Source organism: Streptomyces akebiae (assembly GCF_019599145.1).
In the GTDB taxonomy this organism is placed as follows: domain Bacteria; phylum Actinomycetota; class Actinomycetes; order Streptomycetales; family Streptomycetaceae; genus Streptomyces; species Streptomyces akebiae.
In genome coordinates this window covers 2338976-2360752 of sequence record NZ_CP080647.1, presented here as the reverse complement: position 1 = coordinate 2360752, position 21777 = coordinate 2338976, and the positions used below count along the sequence as shown (strand labels likewise).

Sequence of the window (21777 nt, the reverse complement as noted above, 5' to 3'; positions counted from 1 at the left end):
CCGCGGTGCTTATCGTGAGCCCATGACGACGTACGCGGCGCTCTTGCGCGGGATCAATGTGGGCGGCAGCAAGAAGGTCCCGATGGCCGACCTCCGCACCCTCCTGACCGGCCTCGGCCACGGCGGTGTGGCCACCTATCTCCAGAGCGGCAACGCGGTCTTCACCAGCGACCACGGCGACGAGGACTCCCTCGCCGCCGAGCTCACGGCGGCCATCGCGAAGCAGTTCGGCTTCACGGTGGACGTCCTGGTGCGCGACCACGGGTATCTGGAAGGCGTCCGGGAGGCGTGCCCGTTCCCGGCGGCGGAGCTGGAGGGCAAGCAGCTGCACGTGACGTACCTGTCGGAGACCGTGGACGCGGCCCGCTTCGAGGGGATCGACCAACCGGCCTTCCTGCCGGAGGAGTTCAGGATCGGGGACCGGGCGTTGTACCTCTACGCCCCCGACGGCCTGGGCCGCTCCAAGCTCGCGGAGACCCTGTCGAAGCCCCGCCTCCTGAAGGGCCTGACCGCCACGACCCGCAACTGGAACACGGTGGTGAAGCTGGCGGAACTGACGCGGGCCGGCTGACCGGATCGGCGCCGACACCCGCGCCGGCCGTACCCCGCCAGACGACTGGTCGATCCAGGTCGTCCAGGCCGGGTAGTGCGACGACGGACCCACGCTTCTTCTTGGCCGCCTGCGCCTGCGCCTGCGCCTGCGCCTGCGCCTGAACGGGACCGCCGCCGACGGCGGTTCAGGCCGCGGTGAGCTGCCCCTGCCGGAGCGCGCCGGCGTACCGGCGCAGCAGCAGCGCGGCCACTTCGGGGGCGGGGCCGAGCACCTCGGCCAGGACGTCCGCGCCCGCCGCGTCCGCGCCGGCGACGATCCGGTCCGGCAGGCGGCCGGGCGCGATGACGTACGGCGCCACGGCCACCCGGGCGCAGCCGAGGGCCCGCAGCTCCCGTACGGCGTCCTCCGTGCGGGGGAGGGACGCGGAGGCGAACGCGGGTCGCACGGCGCACCAACCGGTGTGCCGCCACTCCCGCGCGATTTCTGCGATCACCGCGATCGCCTCCGGGTCGGTGGACCCCGCCGAGGCCAGCACGACCCCGGTCGAGGACTTGTCGGCGGGGCTCAGCCCCGCCTCGTACAGCCGGCGTTCGAGGGCCGACAGCAGCAGGGGGGACGGGCCGAGCACCTCCGCCTGGCGGATGCGCAGACCCGGTGGTGCCTCGCGCAGGACCGCCGGGATGTCGGCCTTGGCGTGGAAGGCGCGGGTCAGGAGCAGCGGCAGGGCCACCACGTCCCGTACGCCCTCTGCCGCCAGCGACTCCAGCACCCCCTGGACCGAGGGGAGGTTGAAGTCCAGGAAGCCGGTCTCCACACGCAGCCCGGGGCGCATCGCCCGTACCCGCCCCACCAGGGCGTGCACGGTCGCGGCGTGCCGCGGGTCGCGGCTGCCGTGGGCGACGACGAGGAGGACCGGCTTCCTGACCATGCGGATCAGCTCTTCACCAGCAGGCCGCGGCCGCGCAGGACCCGCCGCTCCAGCGGGCTGAAGATCAGCAGGTCGATGGCGATACCGACCAGCAGGATCAGGAAGATGGCGAGGAACACCGTGGCCATGTCGATGTTGGTGCGGCCGTTCTCCAGCAACTGGCCGAGACCGACACCGAGATCGGGGTGGTTGGCGATGATCTCCGCCGCCATCAGCGAGCGCCACGAGAACGCCCAGCCCTGCTTCAGACCGGCCAGATAACCGGGCAGCGCGGCCGGCATCACGATGTGCCAGGCGCCCTGGAGTCCGGTGGCGCCCAGGGTGCGGCCCGCCCGCAGATACAGCGGGGGCACCTGGTCGATGCCGGAGACCAGACCGTTGGCGATCGAGGGGACCGCGCCGAGCAGGATCACCGCGTACATCATCTGGTCGCTCAGGCTCAGCCAGACCACGGCCGGCGGCACCCACGCCACCGACGGCAGCGACTGCAGACCGGAGAGGATCGGACCGATCGCCGCCCGCACGAACCGCACCCGGGCGACCAGGATGCCGAGCGGTGTGCCGATCGCCAGCGCGATCAGGAAGCCGAACAGGCCACGCGAGACACTCGTCCAGATGTAGCCGAGCAGCTTGCCTTCCAGCCAGGCCTGCTCCGCCGCGTCCCACACGGCGGACGGCGGGGGCAGCTTGCCCGGGTCGGTGACGACGCCGAACGACACCAGCCCCTGCCACACCGCGAGCACCAGCAGGACCGCGGTGATCGGCGGCACGATCTTCTGCCGGAACGTCTGGCTGAAGGGAGGCCGGCCGGTGCCGGGGGTCTCCAGGGCGTCGAGGCCCGCCTCCACCGCCCCGAGCCGGTCCTTGTCGGCGGCCGGGGCGTCGATCCTGTCCGTCGCCCTCGTCTCACTGCTGGCCATGACGGCGGATCTCCTCACGAAGGACATCGGTGATCTCCAGGGACAGCTCCGCCACCGGAGCGTCCTCGATACGGCGGGGCTGTGGGATGTCGACCCGCCACTCCCGGGCGATCCGCCCCGGACGCGAGGACAGCAGCACCACGCGCTGCGCGAGGCGCACCGCCTCGCGCACGTTGTGCGTGACGAACAGGACGGAGAGCTGGGTCTCCTCCCAGATCCGGGTCAGCTCGTCGTGCAGCACGTCCCGGGTGATCGCGTCGAGCGCCGCGAACGGCTCGTCCATCAGCAGGAGCTTGCTCTCCTGGCCGAGGGCCCGCGCCAGCGCCACCCGCTGACGCATACCGCCGGACAACTCGTGCACCCGCTTGCCGTACGCGCCCTTCAGCCGGACCAGCGAGAGCAGGTCCTCGGCGCGCTCGCGCCGCTCGTTCTTCGGGACCCCCCTGAGTTTCAGGGCGAGTTCGATGTTCTTGCCCGCGGTCAGCCACGGGAACAGGGCGTGCTCCTGGAACATCAGCGCGGGGCGCCCGTCGGTCGTGATGCTGCCCTGGGACGGGGCGTCGAGCCCCGCCACCAGGTTCAGCAGGGTGGACTTGCCACAGCCCGAGGCCCCCAGAAGGGTGACGAACTCGCCCGGAGCGACATCGAGGGTGATGTCGTCGAGCACCAGCTGCTGCCCGGTCGGCCCGGCGAAGGACTTCGATACGTGCTCGATACGGGCGGCGTGCTCGACGGCCTCGGTGCCGTCGGCGGCCTTGGCGAGTGCGGTGGCCATGGTCGTCACCTCCTGGGAACGTGGCGGACTGCGGGGTTACTTGACGCCGAGACCGGCGTCGTCGACCTCGGACTCGCCCTCGGACTTCAGGACCTTGTTGAGGATCGACAGGTCGTAGATGCCGTCGAGCAGCGGGTTCTCCAGCAGACCGGCCTTGACGGCGTGCTCCGCCTCGGTGTTGAGGGTGGCGGCCAGCGGGTCGTTGGTGAACTGGATCGACTTCCACGCCGGGTCGAGGACCTTGGCGTCCAGCGCCTTGCCGGAGTCCTCCTTCAGCCGGGCGTTGGCCGCCTCCTTCGCCTTCTCCGGATCGGAGTCGATGAAGGCGTTGGTCCTGACCGCGCCCCGCAGCACGGCCTCGACGACCTTGGGGTGCTCCTTGAGGAAGTCCTGCCGCACGATGATGTTCGTGATCACGAACTTCTTGTCCGGCCACAGGTCGGCCTCGTCCAGCAGCACCTTGGCGCCCTCGGCGACCAGCTTGGACGCGGTCGGCTCCGGCACCCAGGCACCGTCGATCGAGCCCGACTTGTAGGCGTCCGGGACGATCTTGTTGTCCGTACGGACCACGGAGACGTCGCCCTTGCCGCTCTCGGCGTCGACCTTCCAGCCCTGCTCGGCGATCCAGTTGAGGAACGCCACGTCCTGCGTGTTCCCGAGCTGCGGCGTCGCGATGTTCTTGCCCTTGACGTCCTTCAGGGACTTGATCTTGTCCGGGTTGACGACGAGCTTCACGCCACCGGAGGCCGAACCGCCGATGATGCGCAGACCCTTGCCGGCGGACTTGGTGTAGCCGTTGATCGCCGGGGAGGGGCCGATCCAGCCGATGTCGATCGACTTCGAGTTGAGCGCCTCGATCTCGGAGGGCCCGGCGTTGAAGACCGCGTACTCGGCCTTCGTGGCGCCGAGCTCCTTCTGGAAGATGCCCTCCTGCCGCCCGACCAGGGCGGTGGCGTGGGTCAGGTTGCCGAAGTAGCCGATCTTGACGGTGTCGAGACCCTCGATCTTCTTGGCCCCGGCGGCGACCTCGACGGTGTCGTCGTCCTTGGCCTGGGAGCCGTAACCGCAGGCGGCGAGAGTGAGCAGAGGAAGAGCGGTGAGGGCCGCGAACGTGCGCCGGAAGGCGGCGGAGCGGCGAAGTGCAGGCACGGGAGGTGTTCCTCTCGGAGGCCCGGCGGTCACGGTCTCTCAGGTCGTGGCCGGGAGGTCGGGTTTTCGTCTACGGCGGTGGGGGGTGAGGGCGCGCATGCGGTGCGCGTACGTCATCGCACACATCGCGCCACTCCGCCCTGCCCGCTTCCGAGGGCGCCGCTGCCCACACGGCCGCCCTCCTTCGCGAACGTCGCGTAGTAGTCCTGAGGGTTCATGTCAGAAGTCCCACCCGTCGTCCTCGGCCTCGTCCTTGACGGGCTCCGGGGAGGCGAACGACTCGCCGACCATGCCGGCCGTCAGCGTGGTGCCGTCGGACGGGTCGATCAGGATGAAGGAACCGGTGCGGCGGGAGTCGGCGTAGGAGTCGACCGGCAGCGCCTCCGCCGTACGGACCTTCACCCGTCCGATGTCGTTGGCGACGAGCTGTCCCGGGTGCGGGTGCAGGGACAGGTCGTCGAGCGTCAGCCGGGAGGGGATGTCCTTGACGATCGCCTTGACCGTGCGGGTGCCGTGCTTGAGCAGCACCCGGTGGCCCACCGTGAGCGGCAGGTCGGCCACATGGCAGACGGTCGCCTCGATGTCCTGCGTGGTCGCGGGCGCGTCCTTGCTGGGCACGATGAGGTCGCCGCGCGAGATGTCGATGTCGTCCTCCAGCAGGACGGTCACCGACTGGGTGGTCCAGGCGACGTCGACCGGCTCGCCCAGCAGGTCGATGCCGGAGATCTTCGACGTCCGGCCCGACGGCAGCACGGTCACCGACTCGCCGACGCGGAACGAACCGGCGGCGATCTGGCCCGCGTAACCACGGTAGTCGGGGTGCTCGGCGGTCTGTGGCCGGATCACGTACTGCACGGGCAGACGGGCGTGGCAGTGACTCAGGTCGTGCGCGACCGGGACCGTCTCCAGGTGCTCCAGGACGGTCGGACCGCCGTACCAGTCCATGTTCGCGGACGGCTCCACCACGTTGTCACCGGCCAGCGCCGAGATCGGGATGGCGGTGATCTCCGGGACGCCCAGCTCGGACGCGTACGCCGTGAACTCCTCGGCGATCCCCGCGAAGACCTGCTCCTCGTACGCGACGAGGTCCATCTTGTTGACGGCCAGCACGACGTGCGGGACCCGCAGGAGCGCGGCGATCGCGGCGTGCCGCCGGGTCTGCTCGACGACGCCGTTGCGCGCGTCGACCAGGATCACCGTCAGTTCGGCGGTGGAGGCGCCGGTGACCATGTTGCGGGTGTACTGCACGTGGCCGGGGGTGTCGGCGAGGATGAAGCGGCGGCGGGTGGTGGCGAAGTAGCGGTAGGCCACGTCGATGGTGATGCCCTGTTCGCGTTCGGCCCGCAGGCCGTCGGTGAGCAGCGCGAGGTCGGGGCCTTCCTGGCCGCGGTCGGCCGATACCCGTTCCACGGCCTCCAGTTGATCGGTGAGGATCGACTTGGAGTCGTGCAGCAGCCGGCCCACCAGGGTGGACTTGCCGTCGTCGACGGAACCCGCGGTCGCGAACCGCAGCAGCGTGGTGGCCGAGAGCTCCTCGGCGGTGATGGTGCTCATGCCTAGAAGTACCCCTCGCGCTTACGGTCTTCCATCGCGGCCTCGGACATCTTGTCGTCGGCACGGGTCGCACCCCGCTCGGTGAGCCGGGAGGCGGCGATCTCGGTGATCACGGCGTCCAGCGTGGTCGCGTCGGAGTCGACGGCACCCGTGCAGGACATGTCACCCACGGTCCGGTAGCGGACGAGACGCTTCTCGACGGTCTCGCCGTCCTTGGGGCCGCCCCACTCGCCGGCGGTCAGCCACATCCCGGCCCGCCGGAACACCTCGCGCTCGTGGGCGAAGTAGATCTCCGGCAGTTCGATGCCCTCGCGGGCGATGTACTGCCAGACGTCCAGCTCGGTCCAGTTGGAGAGCGGGAAGACGCGGACGTGCTCGCCGGGCGCGTGGCGGCCGTTGTAGAGGTTCCACAGCTCGGGGCGCTGACGGCGCGGGTCCCACTGGGAGAACTCGTCCCGCAGCGAGAACACCCGCTCCTTGGCGCGCGCCTTCTCCTCGTCCCGGCGGCCACCGCCGAAGACGGCGTCGAACTTCTCCGCCTGGATCTTCTCGGTCAGCGGCACGGTCTGCAGGGGGTTGCGGGTGCCGTCGGGGCGCTCGCGCAGGACCCCGCGGTCGATGTAGTCCTGGACGGAGGCCACGTGCAGCCGCAGCCCGTGGCGGGCCACGGTGCGGTCGCGGTAGTCGAGGACCTCGGGGAAGTTGTGTCCGGTGTCCACGTGCAGCAGCGAGAAGGGGACCGCCGCGGGCGCGAAGGCCTTCAGCGCCAGGTGCAGCATGACGATGGAGTCCTTGCCGCCGGAGAAGAGGACCACCGGCCGTTCGAACTCGCCCGCCACCTCGCGGAAGATGTGCACCGCCTCGGACTCCAGCGCGTCCAGGTGCGACAGGGTGTACGGGGTGCCGGTCTCCCCGGAGACGGCGGCGACGGTCGTCGTCATGCCAGACCCCTCTCGGTGAGCAGCTTGTGGACCAGCGCCGCGGACTCCTGGACCGTCTGGTCCTGCGACTCGATGCGCAGATCCGGGGTCTCGGGAGCCTCGTAGGGGTCGTCCACGCCGGTCAGCCCGGAGATCTCACCGGCCGCCTGCTTGGCGTACAGCCCCTTCACATCGCGTACGGAGCACACCTCGACCGGCGTCGCCACATGCACCTCGACATACGCGGCACCGCTCGCCGCGTGGCGCTTGCGGACCGCCTCGCGGCTGTCGGCGTACGGCGCGATGACCGGTACGAGCGCCTTGACGCCGTTGCGGGCGAGCAGATCGGCGAGGAAGCCGATGCGCTGCACGTTGGTGTGCCGGTCGGCGCGGCTGAAGCCGAGGTCCGCGGTGAGGAACTCACGGATCTCGTCGCCGTCGAGGACCTCCACGAGGTGGCCGTCCTCGCGCAGGCGGGCCGCGAGCTCGTAGGCGATGGTGGTCTTGCCGGCGCTCGGCAGACCCGTGAGCCAGACGGTGGCTCCGGTGGCTCCGGTCGTCACTGGGTTCTCCTGGTTCGTCACAGGAACGGGGGCCGTCACGGGGACGGTGTTCTCGGTGGTGTCAGTGGTCTCGGCACGCGCTGCGGCGGTCACAGGTGCAGCCCGCACTCGGTCTTGGCGTTGCCCGCCCAGCGGCCCGCCCGCGCGTCCTCGCCGGGGGCCACCCGCCGGGTGCAGGGGGCGCAGCCCACGGAGGTGTAGCCGTCCATGAGCAGGGGGTTGGTGAGCACGCCGTGTTCGGCCACGTACGCGTCCACGTCGTCCTGTGTCCAGCGGGCGATCGGGGAGATCTTGACCTTGCCGCGCTTGTCGTCCCAGCCGACGACCGGGGTGTTGGCCCGGCTCTCGGACTCGTCGCGGCGCAGTCCGGTCGCCCAGGCGTCGAAGCGGGTCAGGCCCTCTTCGAGCGGCTTGACCTTCCGCAGGAAGCAGCAGAGGTCGGGGTCGCGGTCGTGCAGCTTGGGGCCGTACTCGGCGTCCTGCTCGGCGACCGTCTGCCGCGGGGTGATCGTGATGACGTTGACGTCCATCACGGCCTCGACGGCGTCCCGGGTGCCGATGGTCTCCGGGAAGTGGTAGCCGGTGTCCAGGAACACGACGTCGACGCCGGGCCTGGCCCGGGAGGCGAGGTGCGCGACGACCGCGTCCTCCATGGAGGAGGTCACGCAGAAGCGCTTGCCGAAGGTGTCCACGGCCCATTGGAGGATCTCCAGGGCCGAGGCGTCCTCCAGGTCACGGCCGGCCTGCTCGGCGAGCGCCTTGAGCTCGGCGCGCTCGGCCGCGTCCGGGTCGGCCGCGTCCGCCTGGGACGCGGATGTATCGGAATCCGCCTGAACGGCAGTCATATCTGATCCCCTCCGCTGTCGGCTCGTTGCAGCCCCCGGGACAACAGCCCCAGGAACTTCAACTGGAAGGCTCGATTGCACGCCCCGCATTCCCACGCCCCGTGACCTTCTTCGTTCGGGCGCAGGTCCTCGTCACCGCAGTAGGGGCAGTAGAAGGGCGCGGCTCGCTCGCTCACGACAGCGCCTCCTCGGAAGCGCGCGTGACCCATGCGGCGAACCGCTCGCCGTCCTCGCGCTCCTCCTGGAAGCGCTTGAGCACGCGCTCCACGTAGTCGGGCAGGTCGTCGGCGGTGACCTTCAGGCCGCGCACCTTGCGGCCGAAACCGGCCTCCAGGCCGAGCGCGCCGCCCAGGTGCACCTGGTAGCCCTCGACCTGCTCGCCCTCGTCGTTCAGGACGAGCTGTCCCTTGAGACCGATGTCCGCCACCTGGATACGCGCACAGGCGTTCGGGCAGCCGTTGATGTTGATGGTGATCGGCTCGTCGAACTCCGGGATCCGGCGCTCGAGTTCGTCGATCAGCAGGGAGCCGCGCGCCTTCGTCTCGACGATGGCGAGCTTGCAGTACTCGATGCCGGTGCAGGCCATCGTGCCGCGCCGGAACGGCGACGGGTGCACGGTGAGGTCCAGGGCCTCCAGGCCGGCGACGAGCGAGTCGACCTGCTCCTCGGTGACGTCGAGCACGATCATCTTCTGCTCGACGGTGGTCCGGACCCGTCCGGAACCGTGCGCCTCGGCGAGGTCGGCGATCTTCGTCAGCGTGGTGCCGTCCACCCGGCCCACGCGCGGGGCGAACCCCACGTAGTAGCGGCCGTCGTTCTGCTGGTGGACACCCACGTGGTCGCGCCAGCGGGCCACCGGCTGGTCGGGCGCGGGACCGTCGACGAGCTTGCGCTTGAGGTACTCGTCCTCCAGGACCTGACGGAACTTCTCCGTGCCCCAGTCGGCGAGCAGGAACTTCAGCCGGGCGCGGGTGCGCAGTCGCCGGTAGCCGTAGTCACGGAAGATCGAGATGACGCCCTCGTACACGTCCGCGACCTCGTCCAGCGGCACCCAGGCGCCGAGCCGCTGCCCGATCTTGGGGTTGGTGGACAGACCGCCGCCGACCCAGAGGTCGAAGCCGGGGCCGTGCTCGGGGTGGCGGACACCGACGAAGGCGATGTCGTTGATCTCGTGCGCCACGTCGAGCAGCGGCGAGCCGGAGATCGCGGACTTGAACTTGCGGGGCAGGTTCGAGAAGTCCGGGTTGCCGATGATCCGCCGGCTGATCTCCTCCATCGCGGGCGTGCCGTCGATGATCTCGTCGGCGGCGATCCCGGCAACGGGTGAGCCGATGATCACACGAGGAGTGTCGCCGCAGGCCTCGGTGGTGGACAGGCCGACGGCCTCCAGCCGCTCCCAGATCTCGGGGACGTCCTCGACCCGGATCCAGTGGTACTGGACGTTCTGCCGGTCGGTGATGTCGGCCGTGCCCCGCGCGAACTCCTGCGAGATCTCGCCGATCACCCGCAGCTGCTGGGTGGTGAGCCGACCGCCGTCGATCCGCACCCGCAGCATGAAGTACTTGTCGTCCAGCTCCTCCGGCTCCAGGATCGCGGTCTTGCCGCCGTCGATCCCGGGCTTGCGCTGGGTGTAGAGGCCCCACCAGCGCATGCGGCCGCGCAGGTCGTTGGGGTCGATGGAGTCGAAGCCGCGCTTCGAGTAGATCGTCTCAATGCGTGTCCGCACATTGAGACCGTCGTCGTCCTTCTTGAACTGCTCGTTGCCGTTCAGCGGGGTGAAGTGCCCCGCGGCCCACTGGCCCTCACCACGGTGACGGCTCACCTTGCGGCGGGGCGTGGCGGGGTTCTGCGGGGTGGCGGCCATGGTGTGTATGTCCTTCGGGAAAGGCGTGGGAATCGGCTCTGACCCGCGCTTGCGCGCGCATGCGGGCACACGCGGGCAGCGTGTGCGGCGCCTGCGCGTCCTTGCGCGGGCTGAAACAGAGGAGGGTACGGCGCTGTCGCCCGGGGTCGTCCAACCCCTCGCGGGTCGGGCTCAGCTCACCGGACAGATGGCGCTGGACATGCGGCCGAGGTCGACGTGCCGCCGACTCACCAAGGCAATTCCAGTTCCAGACATGACGGAAGCGTGGCACGCCTCTTTAGACCGAGTCCACCGTCATCCACATTCCGGACAAGGTTGTCTCGCATCGCGAGACAGTGTGATGTGAGTCATGGTGTGGACGGGATTGCGCCGGGCCAAGGCCCGGGAGCCGTTGCGTCGGCCTCCTCCGTCACCTTCGTGTCGAACAGGGTGAAACCCCGCCGAAGGTAGTTCCCCATGGCGTGCTCCCCGTCCCGGGAGCAGGTGTGCAGCCAGACGCGCTTGGTCGGCGGCAGCCCCGGCCACCGTTCGGCGAGGTCCCAGGCGCGGGCGGTGCCGTACGACAGCAGATGCCCGCCGATGCGGCGCCCCCGGAACCCCGGGATCAGCCCGAAGTAGACGATCTCCACGACCCCGCCGTCCTGCGGCTCCATCTCCACATAACCGGCGGGCGTGCCCCGGTCGTAGGCGACCCAGGTCTCCACACCGGGCCGCTCCAGATGCTCCCGCCACCGCTCGTACGACCACGACAGCCGGTCGATCCAGAGGACGTCCCCGCCGACCGAGGCGTACAGGAAGCGGCTGAACTCGGGGGAGGGGACCTCGGCGCGCACGATGCGGACGCCGTCGCCCTCGGGCGCCGCCGCGGGAAGCAGATCGCTCGGCGAGTTCTGCTCCAGGGACCAGGTGGTGACGGGACTGCTGCTCATGGGCCCAGGGAATCACGCGACCCGACCCGCCTCCAAGGTCGGGCCGGGTCCCCGGTCCTAGTCGAGCGTGCCGTCGACGTCCGACAGTCTCACCGCGTACAGGACCCGCTCGGGGATGGGGTCGGTGAGCGTCCAGACCTCGTCGGTCTCCGGTGAGTAGGAGAGAGAGGCGGTGTGCCGTCCCCAGCAGCCGTACGAGCGGACGCCCGGCTTCTCGTCGGCCTCGTCCGCGCACTTGGCGGCCTCGGCGCCGTCCTCGTCCTGCCGCCAGAGCGTGCCGCGGTTCTCGCGCTCCTCGGCGGCCTGGTCGACATACCAGTTCCCCTGGTGGGAGAGGACACCCCCGACACCGGAGGCCTCCGTCTCGTACGCCTCGGTGGCGACGACGTCGCTCCGGCGGCCCGTGGTGGTGAGCAGTCCGGTGCGGTCGGCGGTGAAGTCGAGGGCGTAGCGCCAGACGCGGGCGGGCCGCTCGCCGCCCGGCCGGGACCGCTCGCTCGCGACGACGCTCGGCGGGGTCGACGTCCGGTCGAGGGAGAGAGAGCCCAGGCAGGGCACCCCGTCGTCGTCCCGCGGATCACAGCCGCCGCCCGTCGGCGGGGTGTAGGAGGCGACCGCCGGCAGCGCGTACCGGTAGTGGTGGGCCGACCAGCCGTCGCCGGACCTGCCGATCGCCTCGCTGTCGGTCACGTCGGCGCGCAGGAAACGGGCCAGGTCGAACACGTACAGGGAGTCGTCCTGCCCGCCCCGGCTCCGCGGTCCCCGCGCGGTGACGATCAGCTTGTCGTCGTACCAGGCCATACCGCCGAGCCGGGCGCGCAGACCGTCGAAGCCCCGCTCGCCGGCCGTCGGCACGACCAGCAGCACCCACCGGTACCTGAGGTTCGACGGGTCACTGGCGTCGACGAACGCGACCCTGGCGAGCCCCTCGTCGTCGGCGCCGGCGGAGACGGTGCCGTCGGGTGTGCCGCTCCCGGCGCCGCTGTGCGACCAGCCGGACGCGATGACCCGGTTGTCGCGGGACGTGGTGACCGAGCGGGGGACCCACCTGTCGTCGACCGCGTCACCGGGTTCCCAGCAGTACGCCCGGGCGGCGGCCGGCTCGACGGGGAGATTGTCCTTCTCGGTGCTGAAACAGTCGGCCTCGGCGCGCATCGCGTGGTTCGTGCTGCCCAGCACCTCGTCGAGACCGACCCCGCCGCCCATTTCGTCGGCGAGGGTCCGCAGCCCGGCCCTGTCGGTCAGGGTCTCCCGGAGCTGGAGCGCGCGCAGCTCACCGGCCGAGGTGATCGAGGAGAGGGCGCCCGGCGTCCCGGCGCCCGCCGCCTGCGACGTGCTGATCAGGGTGGCCGCCGCCGTGAGCGCCAGCGCGGTCCCCGCCAGGGACGCGCGCAGCGCACGCCCCCTTCTGCGTCGGCGGTGCCTGCCGCGGTGCTTCATAAAACCTCCCGGGGAAGGCCAACTGCCCAGCGAAAACAAGATCTTGACGGAGAGGCAGGTGGGGCGGCCTGGCAGCGATGCTACGCCAGTGGGACACGTGTCACGCCGAGGTCCCGGGAAATACCGGGAGATCCCTCACCTCGACGCCATGATCCGTTCACCGGTACGAGGTTGAGATGTTCGGCGTGGGCTCAGAGGTTCGGCCCGGCCCGCTCGTGCCCCGAAGACCCGTCCGTCCCGAGGAGGCCACCCGGCGCACCACCCCGCGCGCGCACCACCCCCGGCGCCACCGAGTGCGGCAGCAGGTCCAACGGGGTCTCCGGGAGCAGGACTTCGACGTCGGCGCGCTCGGTGAAACGGTACGGCCGGTGGTCGAGGTAGGCGCCGAGATAGCGGCGTACACGGGACATCTCGGCACGGACCGTGACGGTGCGCGCGGGGTCGCCGAACATGTCGTCGGCGAGCGCGGAGGCGCTGCGCCCACCCCGGTGGAGGGCGAGCAGGTACAGGAGTTCGGCGTGGCGGGGGGTGAGTTCATGGGTCCAGGAGCCCGTGAAGCCGGCGACGGTGACGGTCCAGCCGCGCGGGTGGGAGACGTCGAGGGTGATGTGCGTGGCGGTCGGGGCGGACGCGGGCTCCGCCACCGGGCGTATCAGCCAGCCCGCGGGCAGCGGCTCGACGGTGCACGGGCCGAACGCGGGCAGCAGACAGCGGCCGGGGGAGAGGGACTTGGGCAGGGCGACCCGGCTGGTGTACGGCATGCCGGTGACCGCGGCGGTCCAGCCGTCCCGGTCGACGGCGATCGCGCGGCCGCCGACCCGGGCGAGCACCGGGGCCGCCACCGCGCGCAGCTGTTCGAGCGAGGTGAGGTGCAGCTCCCGGAGGTGGGCCTGGGCGAGTTTGGCCACCGAGTCGACGAGCGCGAGCGTGGAGGGGTGCAGCGTCTCCAGGGGGCCGCTGATGTCGACCGCGCCGAGGAGACGGCCGTCGCGCGGATCGACGATGGGGGCGCCGGTGCAGGTCCAGGGGTGCAGGGCGCGCACGAAGTGCTCGGCGGAGAACACCTGCACGGCGCGGCGGGAGACCAGGGGCGTGCCGACGCCGTTCGTGCCGACGGTCTCCTCGCGCCAGTCCGAGCCGATTCCGAGCCCGTGCCCGTCGGCCTTGCGGAGGACGGCCGTACTGCCCTCCCGCCACAGCACCCGGGCGTCCGCGTCCGCGACCATCATGATGTGCTGCGTGGTGTCCGCCAGCGACAGCAGCCCCTCGCGGAGCACCGGCAGGACATGGCGCAGCCGCGAGGTCCGACGACGGCGCTCGACCTCGTCCCGGCCGAGGAGGTCGGACCGGAAGTCGTGGTCGGGGTCGACGCCGCCGCGCACCGCGCGGCCCCAGGACTCCCGGATCGCGGGGCGCGGGGCGGGTTTCGAGGGCCGCCCGTCGAGAGTGGAGGCGCGTACCTCGCCGAGGACCCGGGCGGCTCGGGCGGCGTCCGTGGCGGTCAGCCGCGTGACTTCCATCGGCGAGTGCGGCACACGTTCCTCCCCGGCCGGCCGGTCCGCCCCACGGCCCCTGGTGGCCGTGGAAGTCCGGATCCGCGCGACGGCGTCGACTGCGGGTCTCCTAGTGTGCCGTTCTTCGGCCACGGAGGGGCGGCCTCCGGCCACAGAGCGCGGACGACTTGCAACCCCCTGCAACCCTGGCGGACCGGCCCGTGCTCCTTGAAACTTGTTCAACGTCGCCCGGTGCGGCGTCCGCGCTCCGCTCCGAGGGGCCACAGAAGCGGGGGTGGTGCCGTGTCGGCGCAGCGCCACCCCCGTGCCGGACGGCCCGGTCGCACCACTCGAAAGAGCGGGCACCCACCGCGCGGAGGGACGTCCCCCGTACGGCTGCGGCTCAGCTGACGGGACGTGCCCGTTCCACCACCGAGGCCAGATCCAGGGTGTGCGGCAGTGTGCCGAAGGCCGTGCCCCAGTCGCCGCCGAGCCGGGAGGCGCAGAAGGCGTCGGCGACCGCAGGGGGCGCGTACCGCGTGAGCAGCGCGCCCTGGAGGACGAGCGCGAGCCGTTCCACGAGCCGGCGCGCGCGGGCCTCGACGCCGGCCAGATCGGCGAGTTCGGTCAGTAGCGCCCTGATCGCGCCGTCGAGACGGTGGTCGGCGCCGCGTGCCCGGCCCACCTCCCGCAAGTAGGCGTCGAGGGCCCCCGGTTCGCGCTGCAGGGCGCGCAGCACATCGAGCGCCTGTACGTTCCCGGCGCCCTCCCAGATGGAGTTGAGCGGAGACTCGCGCAGCAGGCGTGGCATGCCCGACTCCTCGACGTAGCCGTTCCCGCCCAGGCACTCGGAGGCCTCCACCACGAGCGGGGCGCAGCGCTTGGTGACCCAGTACTTGGCGACCGGGACCGCGAGCCGCAGGAACGAGCGTTCGTTCTCGTCGCCCGCCTCGGCCGCGTCGTACGCCGAGGCCAGCCGCATCGCCAGCGTCGTCGCCGCCTCGGACTCCAGCGCCAGATCGGCCAGCACGTTCCGCATCAGCGGCTTGTCGACCAGCCGCCCGCCGAACGCCTCCCGGTACGTGCAGTGATGCACCGCCTGCGCCACCGCCTGCCGCATCAACGAGGCCGCGCCCAGCGCGCAGTCCAGCCGGGTGGCCGCCACCATCCCGATGATCGTGCGCACGCCGCGCCCCTCGTCCCCGACGCGGCGCGCCCACGTCCCGTCGAACTCGACCTCGGCGGAGGCGTTGGACCGGTTGCCCAGCTTCTCCTTCAGCCGCTGGATGCGGAACACGTTCCGCGAGCCGTCCGCCAGCACCCGGGGCACCAGGAAGCACGTCAGCCCGCCCGGAGCCCGTGCCAGCACCAGGAACCCGTCCGACATCGGCGCCGAGCAGAACCACTTGTGGCCCGTCAGCTCGTACGTCCCGTCCTCGGCCAGCGGCCGCGCCGCGCTGGTGTTGGCGCGTACGTCGCTGCCGCCCTGCTTCTCGGTCATGCCCATCCCGAAGAGGGCGCCGGCCTTGCGGTCGGCGGGGCGCATGTCCCAGTCGTAGAGCCGCGACGTCAGCCGCGGCTCCCACTCCGCGGCGAGCGCGGGGTCCGTCCGCAGGGCGGGCACCGCCGCGTGGGTCATGGACAGCGGGCAGCCGTTGCCGGCCTCGACCTGGGTCCACACGACGAACGCCGCCGCCCGCCGCACGTGACCGCCGGGCCGTGTCCAGGCCGCCGTCAGCCCCGCCGAGACCCCCTTGCCGAGCAGCCGGTGCCAGGACGGATGGAACTCGACCTCGTCCACCCGGTTCCCGTACCGGTCGTACGCCCGCAGCTTCGGCGGGTTCTCGTTCGCGAGCCGCCCCCACTCCTGCACCTGCGCGGAGCCGGCCGTACGGCCGAAGCCGGACAGCTCGCTCCGCGCCTCCTCCAGCGTCTCCGGCGCCAGATGCCGCTCGACCGCCTCCGTCAGGACCCTGTCGGCGGCGAAGACGTCGTAGTCCACCAGGGGCGGAGCCTGATTGGTCACTTCGTGCGTGCTGGATGCCATGTCCGGAACCTACCCGTCGGTATCGCGTCGTCACGGCGACGCCCACCAGTATCCGGCGGGCAGGTGTCCGGCGCCGGACCGGGACCGCTCCGGCGCCGGAGCGCGGAGGCCGGCTCAGACGGGCGCCGCGAGCTCGCCCGTCCCCAGGCCGCCCGTACCGAACTCCTCCTCCCGTTCGAGCGCGGCCTCCCCGTACTGCTCCAGCGGCCAGCCCGGCCGGTAGACGGTGTCGAGGTAGCGTTCGCCGAGGTCCGGGGAGATCGCCACCGCCGTGGTGTCGGGCGAGCCGTTGCGGGCCAGCCACGCGCCGGCACCACTGACGACCGTGCCCGTGGAGCCCCCGAAGAGGAAGCCCCGGCGGGCCATGCGGTGACAGGCCCGTACGGTGTCGATCTCCTCCACCCGGACGACGTCGTCGACGTAGGACGCGTCGAGGAGCGCCGGCGTCACGCTCGTGCCGAGCCCCGGGATCATCCGGCGACCCGGCGCCCCGCCGAACGCGACCGACCCCACACTGTCCACGGCGACGATCCGCACCCGGCGCCGCCGCTCCCAGAACCACTGGGCGCAGCCCATCAGCGTCCCGGAGGTGCCGACCCCCACGAACAGCACGTCCAGTCGCGGGAACTGCCGGGCGACGGCGGGCGCGGTGGTGCGGTAGTGCGCCTGCCAGTTCGCCTCGTTGGTGTACTGGTCGAGCCACACGTACCGCGGATCCGTGGCGCACAGCGCGCGGACGTACGAGATCCGCGCCCCCAGGAAACCGCCGTGCGGGTCCGGCTCGGAGATGACGTGCACCCGGCTGCCCAGCGCCTCGATCACGCGCCGGGTCTGCGGATTGCACCGGGAATCGGTCACGCACAGAAACCGGTAGCCCCGGCTCGCCGCGATCATGCTCAGCGCGACGCCCAGATTGCCGGACGACGATTCGACGAGCGTCGAGCCCGGCCCGAGACGGCCCTCCCGTTCGGCGGCCCGCACCATCTCGGACGCGGCCTTGAGCTTGATCGAGCCGGCGAAGTTGAACCCCTCGCACTTCAGGAAGAGCCCGTGTCCGACGACCTGGCGCAGATCGACGTACAGCTCCTCCTCGTTGAAGTCCGTGGGAACGGATATGACTGGCACCGCTGCCCCCCTGGTTGTGCGATGTCGTACTCGCTGTGCCCGGCGGTCAGCCGTGGCGGCGCAGCTCGTGGAAGAAGTCGTCCACGAGCCGTAGTCCGCCGGAGCGGGCCACCTCCTCGTGGACATGTGCGCCGACCGCGAGGTCCAGGACCCCGAGGCCGAAGGGCGAGAAGACCACCGGACGGTCCGCCGGCACGGTCGCCCGGCCGGTGAGGACGTCGTGGAGCGTTCCGTCGAGGAAGTCCCGTGCGCCGGTGAGCTGTTCGGTCAGGTGCGGTGACGTGTTCGCCTTGAGGCAGTGCTCGACGTCGTCGACGAAGTTCGCCGACGAGAGCAGCACCTCGGGCGCGAGATCGCGCAGCGACACGTGCAGCACCAGTGGGTTGTGGGCGAACCACTTCGGTTCGTGGATGTGCGGTTCGCCCGCGATCGTCGCGAAGACCACCAGGTCGCTCGCCCGGATCACGTCCTCGGCGCTGTCGTGCACGGTCACCCGCCCGGCCGCGCCGGACCGCTCCAGGTACCCCCGGAACCCGGTCGCGCTGTCCGCGGCCAGGTCGTGCACCCCCACCTCCTCGAAGCCGAAGCCGGTCGCCGCGAGGTACGTGTGGACGTACCGGGCGATCAGGCCGGTGCCGAGGAAGCCGACCCGGGCCGGGCGCGGCGCCCCCCGGCGCGCGCTCAGCCGGTCGGCCGCCAGCGCCGCCGACGCGGCGGTCCGCGTCGCGCTGATGACCGAGGCCTCCAGACACGCGAACGGATACCCGGTGGCGTGGTCGTTGAGGATCAGCACGGCGGACGCGCGCGGCAGCCCGGACGCCGTGTTCTCCGGGAAGCTGGAGATCCACTTCAACCCGTCCACCTGGAACCTCCCGCCCAGTGAGGCGGGCAGCGCGATGATCCGCGAGGTGGGGCGGTCGGGGAAGCGGAGGAAGTACGACGGCGGGTTGACCGTGTCGCCCGTCTCCCCGTCGCCGTGCAACAGATAGGCGGACTCGACCAGTTCGACGATCTCCCGTTCCCGGCCCCGCAGGGCCTGCTGCACCTGGGCGCCGGAGATCACGGCGAAACCCGGAACCTCGGTCATCGGAAGCTCACCTCGTCCTTCACGTCGGAGTGGTGTGCAAGGGATTCCTGCGGCCGTACCGGATCCGCGAGTCCCACCAGCACCTCGCGCGGCCCCTCGAAGGGCTCACGGCTGTGGGCGCAGCGGATGTTGTCGACGAGCAGCAGGTCGCCCGGTCGCCACGGGGTGCGGACGGTGTGCCGCTCGTAGACCTCGTTGAGCGTCGAGACGACATCGGCGCCGATCGGATCGCCTTCGCCGTAGCGCGTGTTGAAGGGCAGACCGTCGGCCCCGTACAGGTCCACCAGGTACTCGCGAACCTCCGGGTCCATGGTCCATTCGTTGAGGAACGCGATCTGGTTGAACCAGCAGCGCCGGCCGGTCACCGGATGCCGGAGCACGGCGGCCCGCCGCTGCCGGGTGTGCAGCGACCCGTCGGGCTGCCAGGCGAACTCGATGGCGTGCGCCCGGCAGTACGCCTCGACGACCGTCCGGTCGGCGGTGCCGAACGCCTCGGCGACCGACGCGCCGATCTCGTCGTTGTACGAGCGGGTGAGCAGCCAGCCCTCCCGCTCGAACCGCTCGGTCAACTCGGTCGGCAGCGCCGCGAGGACGGCCTCGGCGTCCGCGACACCGGTCGCCCCGCCCCGCTCGGCGGCCCCCAGACAGGCGAAGAGCATCAGGCCGGGGAACTCCAGCGCATAGCTCGACTCGTGGTGCATGCACATCGGCTGGTTCGGCGGCCAGGCCGTCGGGGAGTACACGCCGTCCGCGTACGTCCGGCGTGGCGCGAACGCCTCCTTCTCGGTCGTCAGCGTGGCCGCCACCTCGTGGAAGACCGCGCCGGCCTCGGGCGCGTCGCGCAGTCCGAGCCCGCGCACGAGCAGTGAGCCGTGCTCGGCGACGGCGGCCCGCAGAGCGCCGCGGTGTCCCGCCGCCCAGCGGGCGGCGGACTCGGCGGGGCGGACGGTGAGCAGCGGTGGCTTGTCGGTCGAGAGCTCGACGTCCGGCAGGGCGAGGGCGGCCGGGGACGGCGTCGAGGGGTCCGTGTCCCCGCGGCGGCGGCGCGCTCCGCCGCGTCGACGGCTCAGAAAGCTCACGACGGCCTCCCCACGGTCTCGGCGGCGGCGCGCGGCGTCGCGTCGGCGGCCGCCGCGCCGGCCCTCGTGTCGATCAGCCCGGCCAGCCCGGCCAGGGTCGGATGCGCGGTCACGTCCTTGGGGGACACCGCCCGGTCCAGGGCGATCGCCAGCTTCACCGCCGACAGCGAGGTGCCGCCCCGGTCGAAGAAGTGGTCGTGCCGGCCGATCCGGTCCCGCGGCACGCCGAGCACCTCGGCCCAGACGGCGGCCAGCCGCTCCTCGGTCGGCGTGGCCGGCGGCTCGTCCGACTCGCCCCGCACCACGTCGAGTTCCTCGGCCAGCGCGGTCAGCGTCCGCCGGTCGGTCTTGCCGTTGGCGGTCAGCGGCAGGCTCTCCCGCCAGTGGAACACCGACGGCACCATGTACGCCGGCAGCGACGCCGCCAGCCGGTCCCGCAGCTCCTCGCCCGCGAGCGGCCGGCCCGAGTGGAAGGCCACCAGACGCGCGCCCCGGGCGACCACCACCGCGCCGTCCCGTACGCCCGCCACCTTGAGCAGGGCGTTCTCCACCTCGCCGATCTCGATGCGGAACCCCCGCACCTTGACCTGGGTGTCCCGGCGGCCCAGGAACTCCAGTTTGCCGTCGGGCCGCCAGCGCCCGTGGTCCCCGCTGCGGTAGAGCCGCTCACCGGGCCGGTACGGATCGGTGGTGAACGCCCGCGCGGTGCGTTCGGGATCGTTGACGTACCCGCGCCCCACGCACACCCCGGAGAAGACGATCTCGCCCGGCGCGCCCAGCGGCACGAGGGCGAGGTGCTCGTCGACGACGTACACCCGGACGTTCTGGACGGGACGGCCCAGCGGCACCCGGTCCCCCTCCGGAGCGCGGTCCATCACCTCGTGATTGGTGTCGTCGGAGGTCTCGGTCAGCCCGTAGGCGTTGACCAGCGGTATGCGCGGCTCGGTGGCGAACCAGCGCTCCGCCAGCTCCTTCTTCAGCGCCTCGCCGGTGACCGACACCCGGCGCAGGTCGGGCAGTTCACGGGGGTGCTGCTCCAGATGGGCGAGGACCGCTTCGAGGTACGACGGCACCACCTGGACCACGTTCGCCCGGCCGTCCGCGATCCGGTCGACGAACCGCCCGGCGTCCAGGATCACCTCCTGCTCCACGAGCAGCGTCCGCCCGCCGACCAGGGGCGCGGCCAGCAGCTGCCACAGGGAGATGTCGAAGCACTGGGGCGCGGTCTGCGCGACCACGTCCCCCTCGCCGATGCCGAGGTCGTCGAGCTTGGCGTGGAGGTGGTTGACCATCCCGGCGTGCTCGCACATCGCGCCCTTGGGCTCGCCCGTGGAACCGGACGTGAAGTAGATGTACGCCAGCCGGTCCGGCCCGATGTCCATGCCGAGGTCGGAGTCCGGATGGGCCTCGTCGTAGGCGTCCTCGACCAGCAGCCGCCGCACCCCGGGCAGGGCGGCCAGGGCCCGGTCCAGCGTGGCCGTGCTGCCCCGCTCGGTGAGCACCAGCTCGCAGCCGGCGCGGGCGAGGGTGGTGGCGACGCGCTCGGCGGGGAAGTGCGGTTCGACAGGCAGGTAGGCGCCGCCGGCCTTGAACACCGCGAGCACGGCCGCCATCCAGTCCAGGTTGCGTTCGGTCACCACGGCGACGACGCCCTCGTGGCCGAGGCCCCGGACCAGCAGGGCCCGACTGAGCTGGTTGGCGCGGGAGTTGAGTTCGCGGTAGGTCCAGCGCCGGTCGCCGTGCACGGCGGCGACCGCGTCCGGGTGTGCCGCCACCCGCTGCTCGAACAGCTCGTGCACCCGGCGGTCGGGCAGTTCGCGCCGTGGCCCGGCCAACCCGTCGAGCTGGAGGCGGAGTTCGTCGTCCGCGACCAGACTCCGCCGCCCGTGCTCGGCGGCCGGTTCGGTGGCGAGCAGGGTCAGCGCGGTGACGTGGTACCCGGCGACGCGGGCCGCGGCGTCCTCGTTGAGCACGTCCGTGCGGTACCGCAGCCGCAGTGCCGGACCGTCGTCCCGGTGCACCAGGCCCACCCGCAGGACCACCTCCTCGTCGAGGTCGCCGTCGCCCCCGCTCGTGTCGAGCACGGTCTCGAACGGCGACTCGTTCAGGCGGAGTTCGTGCCGCAGGGCGGCCACCGGGAACGTGGCGTGCGTCAGCAGCTCGGCGGTGGCCCGTCGGGTCTGCTCCAGCAGGGCGCGCCAGGTGCCGCCGGGCGCGGTGGTGAGCCGGCAGGGCAGCAGCCGGCCGTCCTCCAGCCAGCCGGTGGTGATCTCGGCCTCGCCCGACAGCGCGGAGAGCACCTTGGCGTGCGCGGCGAGCAGCGCGGCCGTGCCGTCAGCAGCCGTCAACAGGCCCTCCGGCAGCGGTACTTCGTGGGCGGCTACCCCTTTCGCCGGGAAGGGACTCCACCGCGGTATCACGGTCCGCCCCCCGGCGGTGAGCATCTCGTGCCAGTACTTCCGGGCAGCGTCGCCCGGCTCCAACCGTCCCATGTTCTTCCCCCGAT

20 protein-coding genes are annotated in these 21777 nt (G+C 71.8%); 1 reads left to right on the top strand and 19 read right to left on the bottom strand.

Translation table 11 applies throughout. The features are described 5' to 3' along the window. Positions 1-22: 22 nt before the first annotated feature. Entirely contained in the window at positions 23-571 is a 549-nt protein-coding gene (locus K1J60_RS10275; RefSeq protein WP_220645945.1) for a DUF1697 domain-containing protein, read from the top strand. A 166-nt stretch (positions 572-737) separates the two neighbouring features. On the opposite strand, the gene K1J60_RS10270 is transcribed toward K1J60_RS10275, so the two are convergent. From K1J60_RS10270 to K1J60_RS10185, 19 genes are all read right to left on the bottom strand, one after another. Beyond that, the gene (locus tag K1J60_RS10270) at positions 738-1481 is read right to left on the bottom strand and encodes a sirohydrochlorin chelatase (protein WP_220645944.1); all 744 of its coding nucleotides are present in this window, start codon (positions 1479-1481) and stop codon (positions 738-740) included. Positions 1482-1486: 5 nt separating this feature from the next. Further along, complete coding sequence (locus K1J60_RS10265; protein WP_033527578.1) at positions 1487-2401, bottom strand: ABC transporter permease; 915 nt, start codon at positions 2399-2401, stop codon at positions 1487-1489. Next, positions 2388-3176 (bottom strand): ABC transporter ATP-binding protein, encoded by a 789-nt coding sequence (locus tag K1J60_RS10260; protein WP_033527577.1) that lies wholly within the window; start codon positions 3174-3176, stop codon positions 2388-2390. Before K1J60_RS10260 ends, K1J60_RS10265 begins: the two co-directional genes overlap by 14 nt. A gap of 36 nt (positions 3177-3212) precedes the next feature. After that, positions 3213-4325: an aliphatic sulfonate ABC transporter substrate-binding protein gene (locus K1J60_RS10255; protein ID WP_220645943.1), complete on the bottom strand. Its 1113-nt coding sequence runs from the start codon at positions 4323-4325 to the stop codon at positions 3213-3215. Between the two features lie 219 nt (positions 4326-4544). Continuing rightward, positions 4545-5879 carry a sulfate adenylyltransferase subunit 1 gene (locus tag K1J60_RS10250; RefSeq protein ID WP_220645942.1) on the bottom strand — a complete coding sequence of 445 codons (1335 nt, stop codon included), beginning with the start codon at positions 5877-5879 and terminating at the stop codon, positions 4545-4547. Positions 5880-5881: 2 nt separating this feature from the next. Next, a complete protein-coding gene (gene cysD / locus K1J60_RS10245; RefSeq protein WP_220645941.1) occupies positions 5882-6820 on the bottom strand; it encodes a sulfate adenylyltransferase subunit CysD in 939 nt (312 codons plus the stop codon). Then, the gene (cysC, locus tag K1J60_RS10240) at positions 6817-7401 is read right to left on the bottom strand and encodes an adenylyl-sulfate kinase (RefSeq protein WP_220651396.1); all 585 of its coding nucleotides are present in this window, start codon (positions 7399-7401) and stop codon (positions 6817-6819) included. The genes cysD and cysC overlap by 4 nt, the downstream gene beginning before the upstream one ends. 50 nt (positions 7402-7451) lie before the next feature. Beyond that, positions 7452-8207 (bottom strand): phosphoadenylyl-sulfate reductase, encoded by a 756-nt coding sequence (locus tag K1J60_RS10235; protein ID WP_220645940.1) that lies wholly within the window; start codon positions 8205-8207, stop codon positions 7452-7454. Then, positions 8204-8383 carry a hypothetical protein gene (locus K1J60_RS10230; RefSeq protein WP_220645939.1) on the bottom strand — a complete coding sequence of 60 codons (180 nt, stop codon included), beginning with the start codon at positions 8381-8383 and terminating at the stop codon, positions 8204-8206. The genes K1J60_RS10235 and K1J60_RS10230 overlap by 4 nt, the downstream gene beginning before the upstream one ends. After that, on the bottom strand, positions 8380-10071 hold the full coding sequence (locus K1J60_RS10225; protein WP_033527571.1) for a nitrite/sulfite reductase: 1692 nt from the start codon (positions 10069-10071) through the stop codon (positions 8380-8382). The genes K1J60_RS10230 and K1J60_RS10225 overlap by 4 nt, the downstream gene beginning before the upstream one ends. A 171-nt stretch (positions 10072-10242) precedes the next feature. Then, the gene (locus K1J60_RS46870; RefSeq protein ID WP_309474722.1) at positions 10243-10326 is read right to left on the bottom strand and encodes a putative leader peptide; all 84 of its coding nucleotides are present in this window, start codon (positions 10324-10326) and stop codon (positions 10243-10245) included. Positions 10327-10418: 92 nt separating this feature from the next. Further along, positions 10419-11000 (bottom strand): GNAT family N-acetyltransferase, encoded by a 582-nt coding sequence (locus tag K1J60_RS10220; RefSeq protein ID WP_220645938.1) that lies wholly within the window; start codon positions 10998-11000, stop codon positions 10419-10421. A gap of 57 nt (positions 11001-11057) precedes the next feature. Beyond that, the gene (locus tag K1J60_RS10215; protein ID WP_220645937.1) at positions 11058-12440 is read right to left on the bottom strand and encodes a hypothetical protein; all 1383 of its coding nucleotides are present in this window, start codon (positions 12438-12440) and stop codon (positions 11058-11060) included. Positions 12441-12631: 191 nt separating this feature from the next. Continuing rightward, a complete protein-coding gene (locus K1J60_RS10210; protein WP_220651395.1) occupies positions 12632-13960 on the bottom strand; it encodes a helix-turn-helix domain-containing protein in 1329 nt (442 codons plus the stop codon). Positions 13961-14336: 376 nt separating this feature from the next. Continuing rightward, complete coding sequence (locus K1J60_RS10205) at positions 14337-15980, bottom strand: acyl-CoA dehydrogenase family protein (RefSeq protein ID WP_220645936.1); 1644 nt, start codon at positions 15978-15980, stop codon at positions 14337-14339. Between the two features lie 114 nt (positions 15981-16094). Next, a complete protein-coding gene (gene sbnA / locus K1J60_RS10200; protein WP_220645935.1) occupies positions 16095-17105 on the bottom strand; it encodes a 2,3-diaminopropionate biosynthesis protein SbnA in 1011 nt (336 codons plus the stop codon). Between the two features lie 46 nt (positions 17106-17151). Beyond that, entirely contained in the window at positions 17152-18192 is a 1041-nt protein-coding gene (sbnB, locus tag K1J60_RS10195) for a 2,3-diaminopropionate biosynthesis protein SbnB (protein WP_220645934.1), read from the bottom strand. Further along, positions 18189-19271, bottom strand: a complete 1083-nt coding sequence (locus K1J60_RS10190) for a TauD/TfdA family dioxygenase (RefSeq protein ID WP_220645933.1) — start codon at positions 19269-19271, stop codon at positions 18189-18191. The genes sbnB and K1J60_RS10190 overlap by 4 nt, the downstream gene beginning before the upstream one ends. Then, positions 19268-21763: a non-ribosomal peptide synthetase gene (locus K1J60_RS10185; RefSeq protein WP_220645932.1), complete on the bottom strand. Its 2496-nt coding sequence runs from the start codon at positions 21761-21763 to the stop codon at positions 19268-19270. The genes K1J60_RS10190 and K1J60_RS10185 overlap by 4 nt, the downstream gene beginning before the upstream one ends. Positions 21764-21777: the final 14 nt, after the last annotated feature.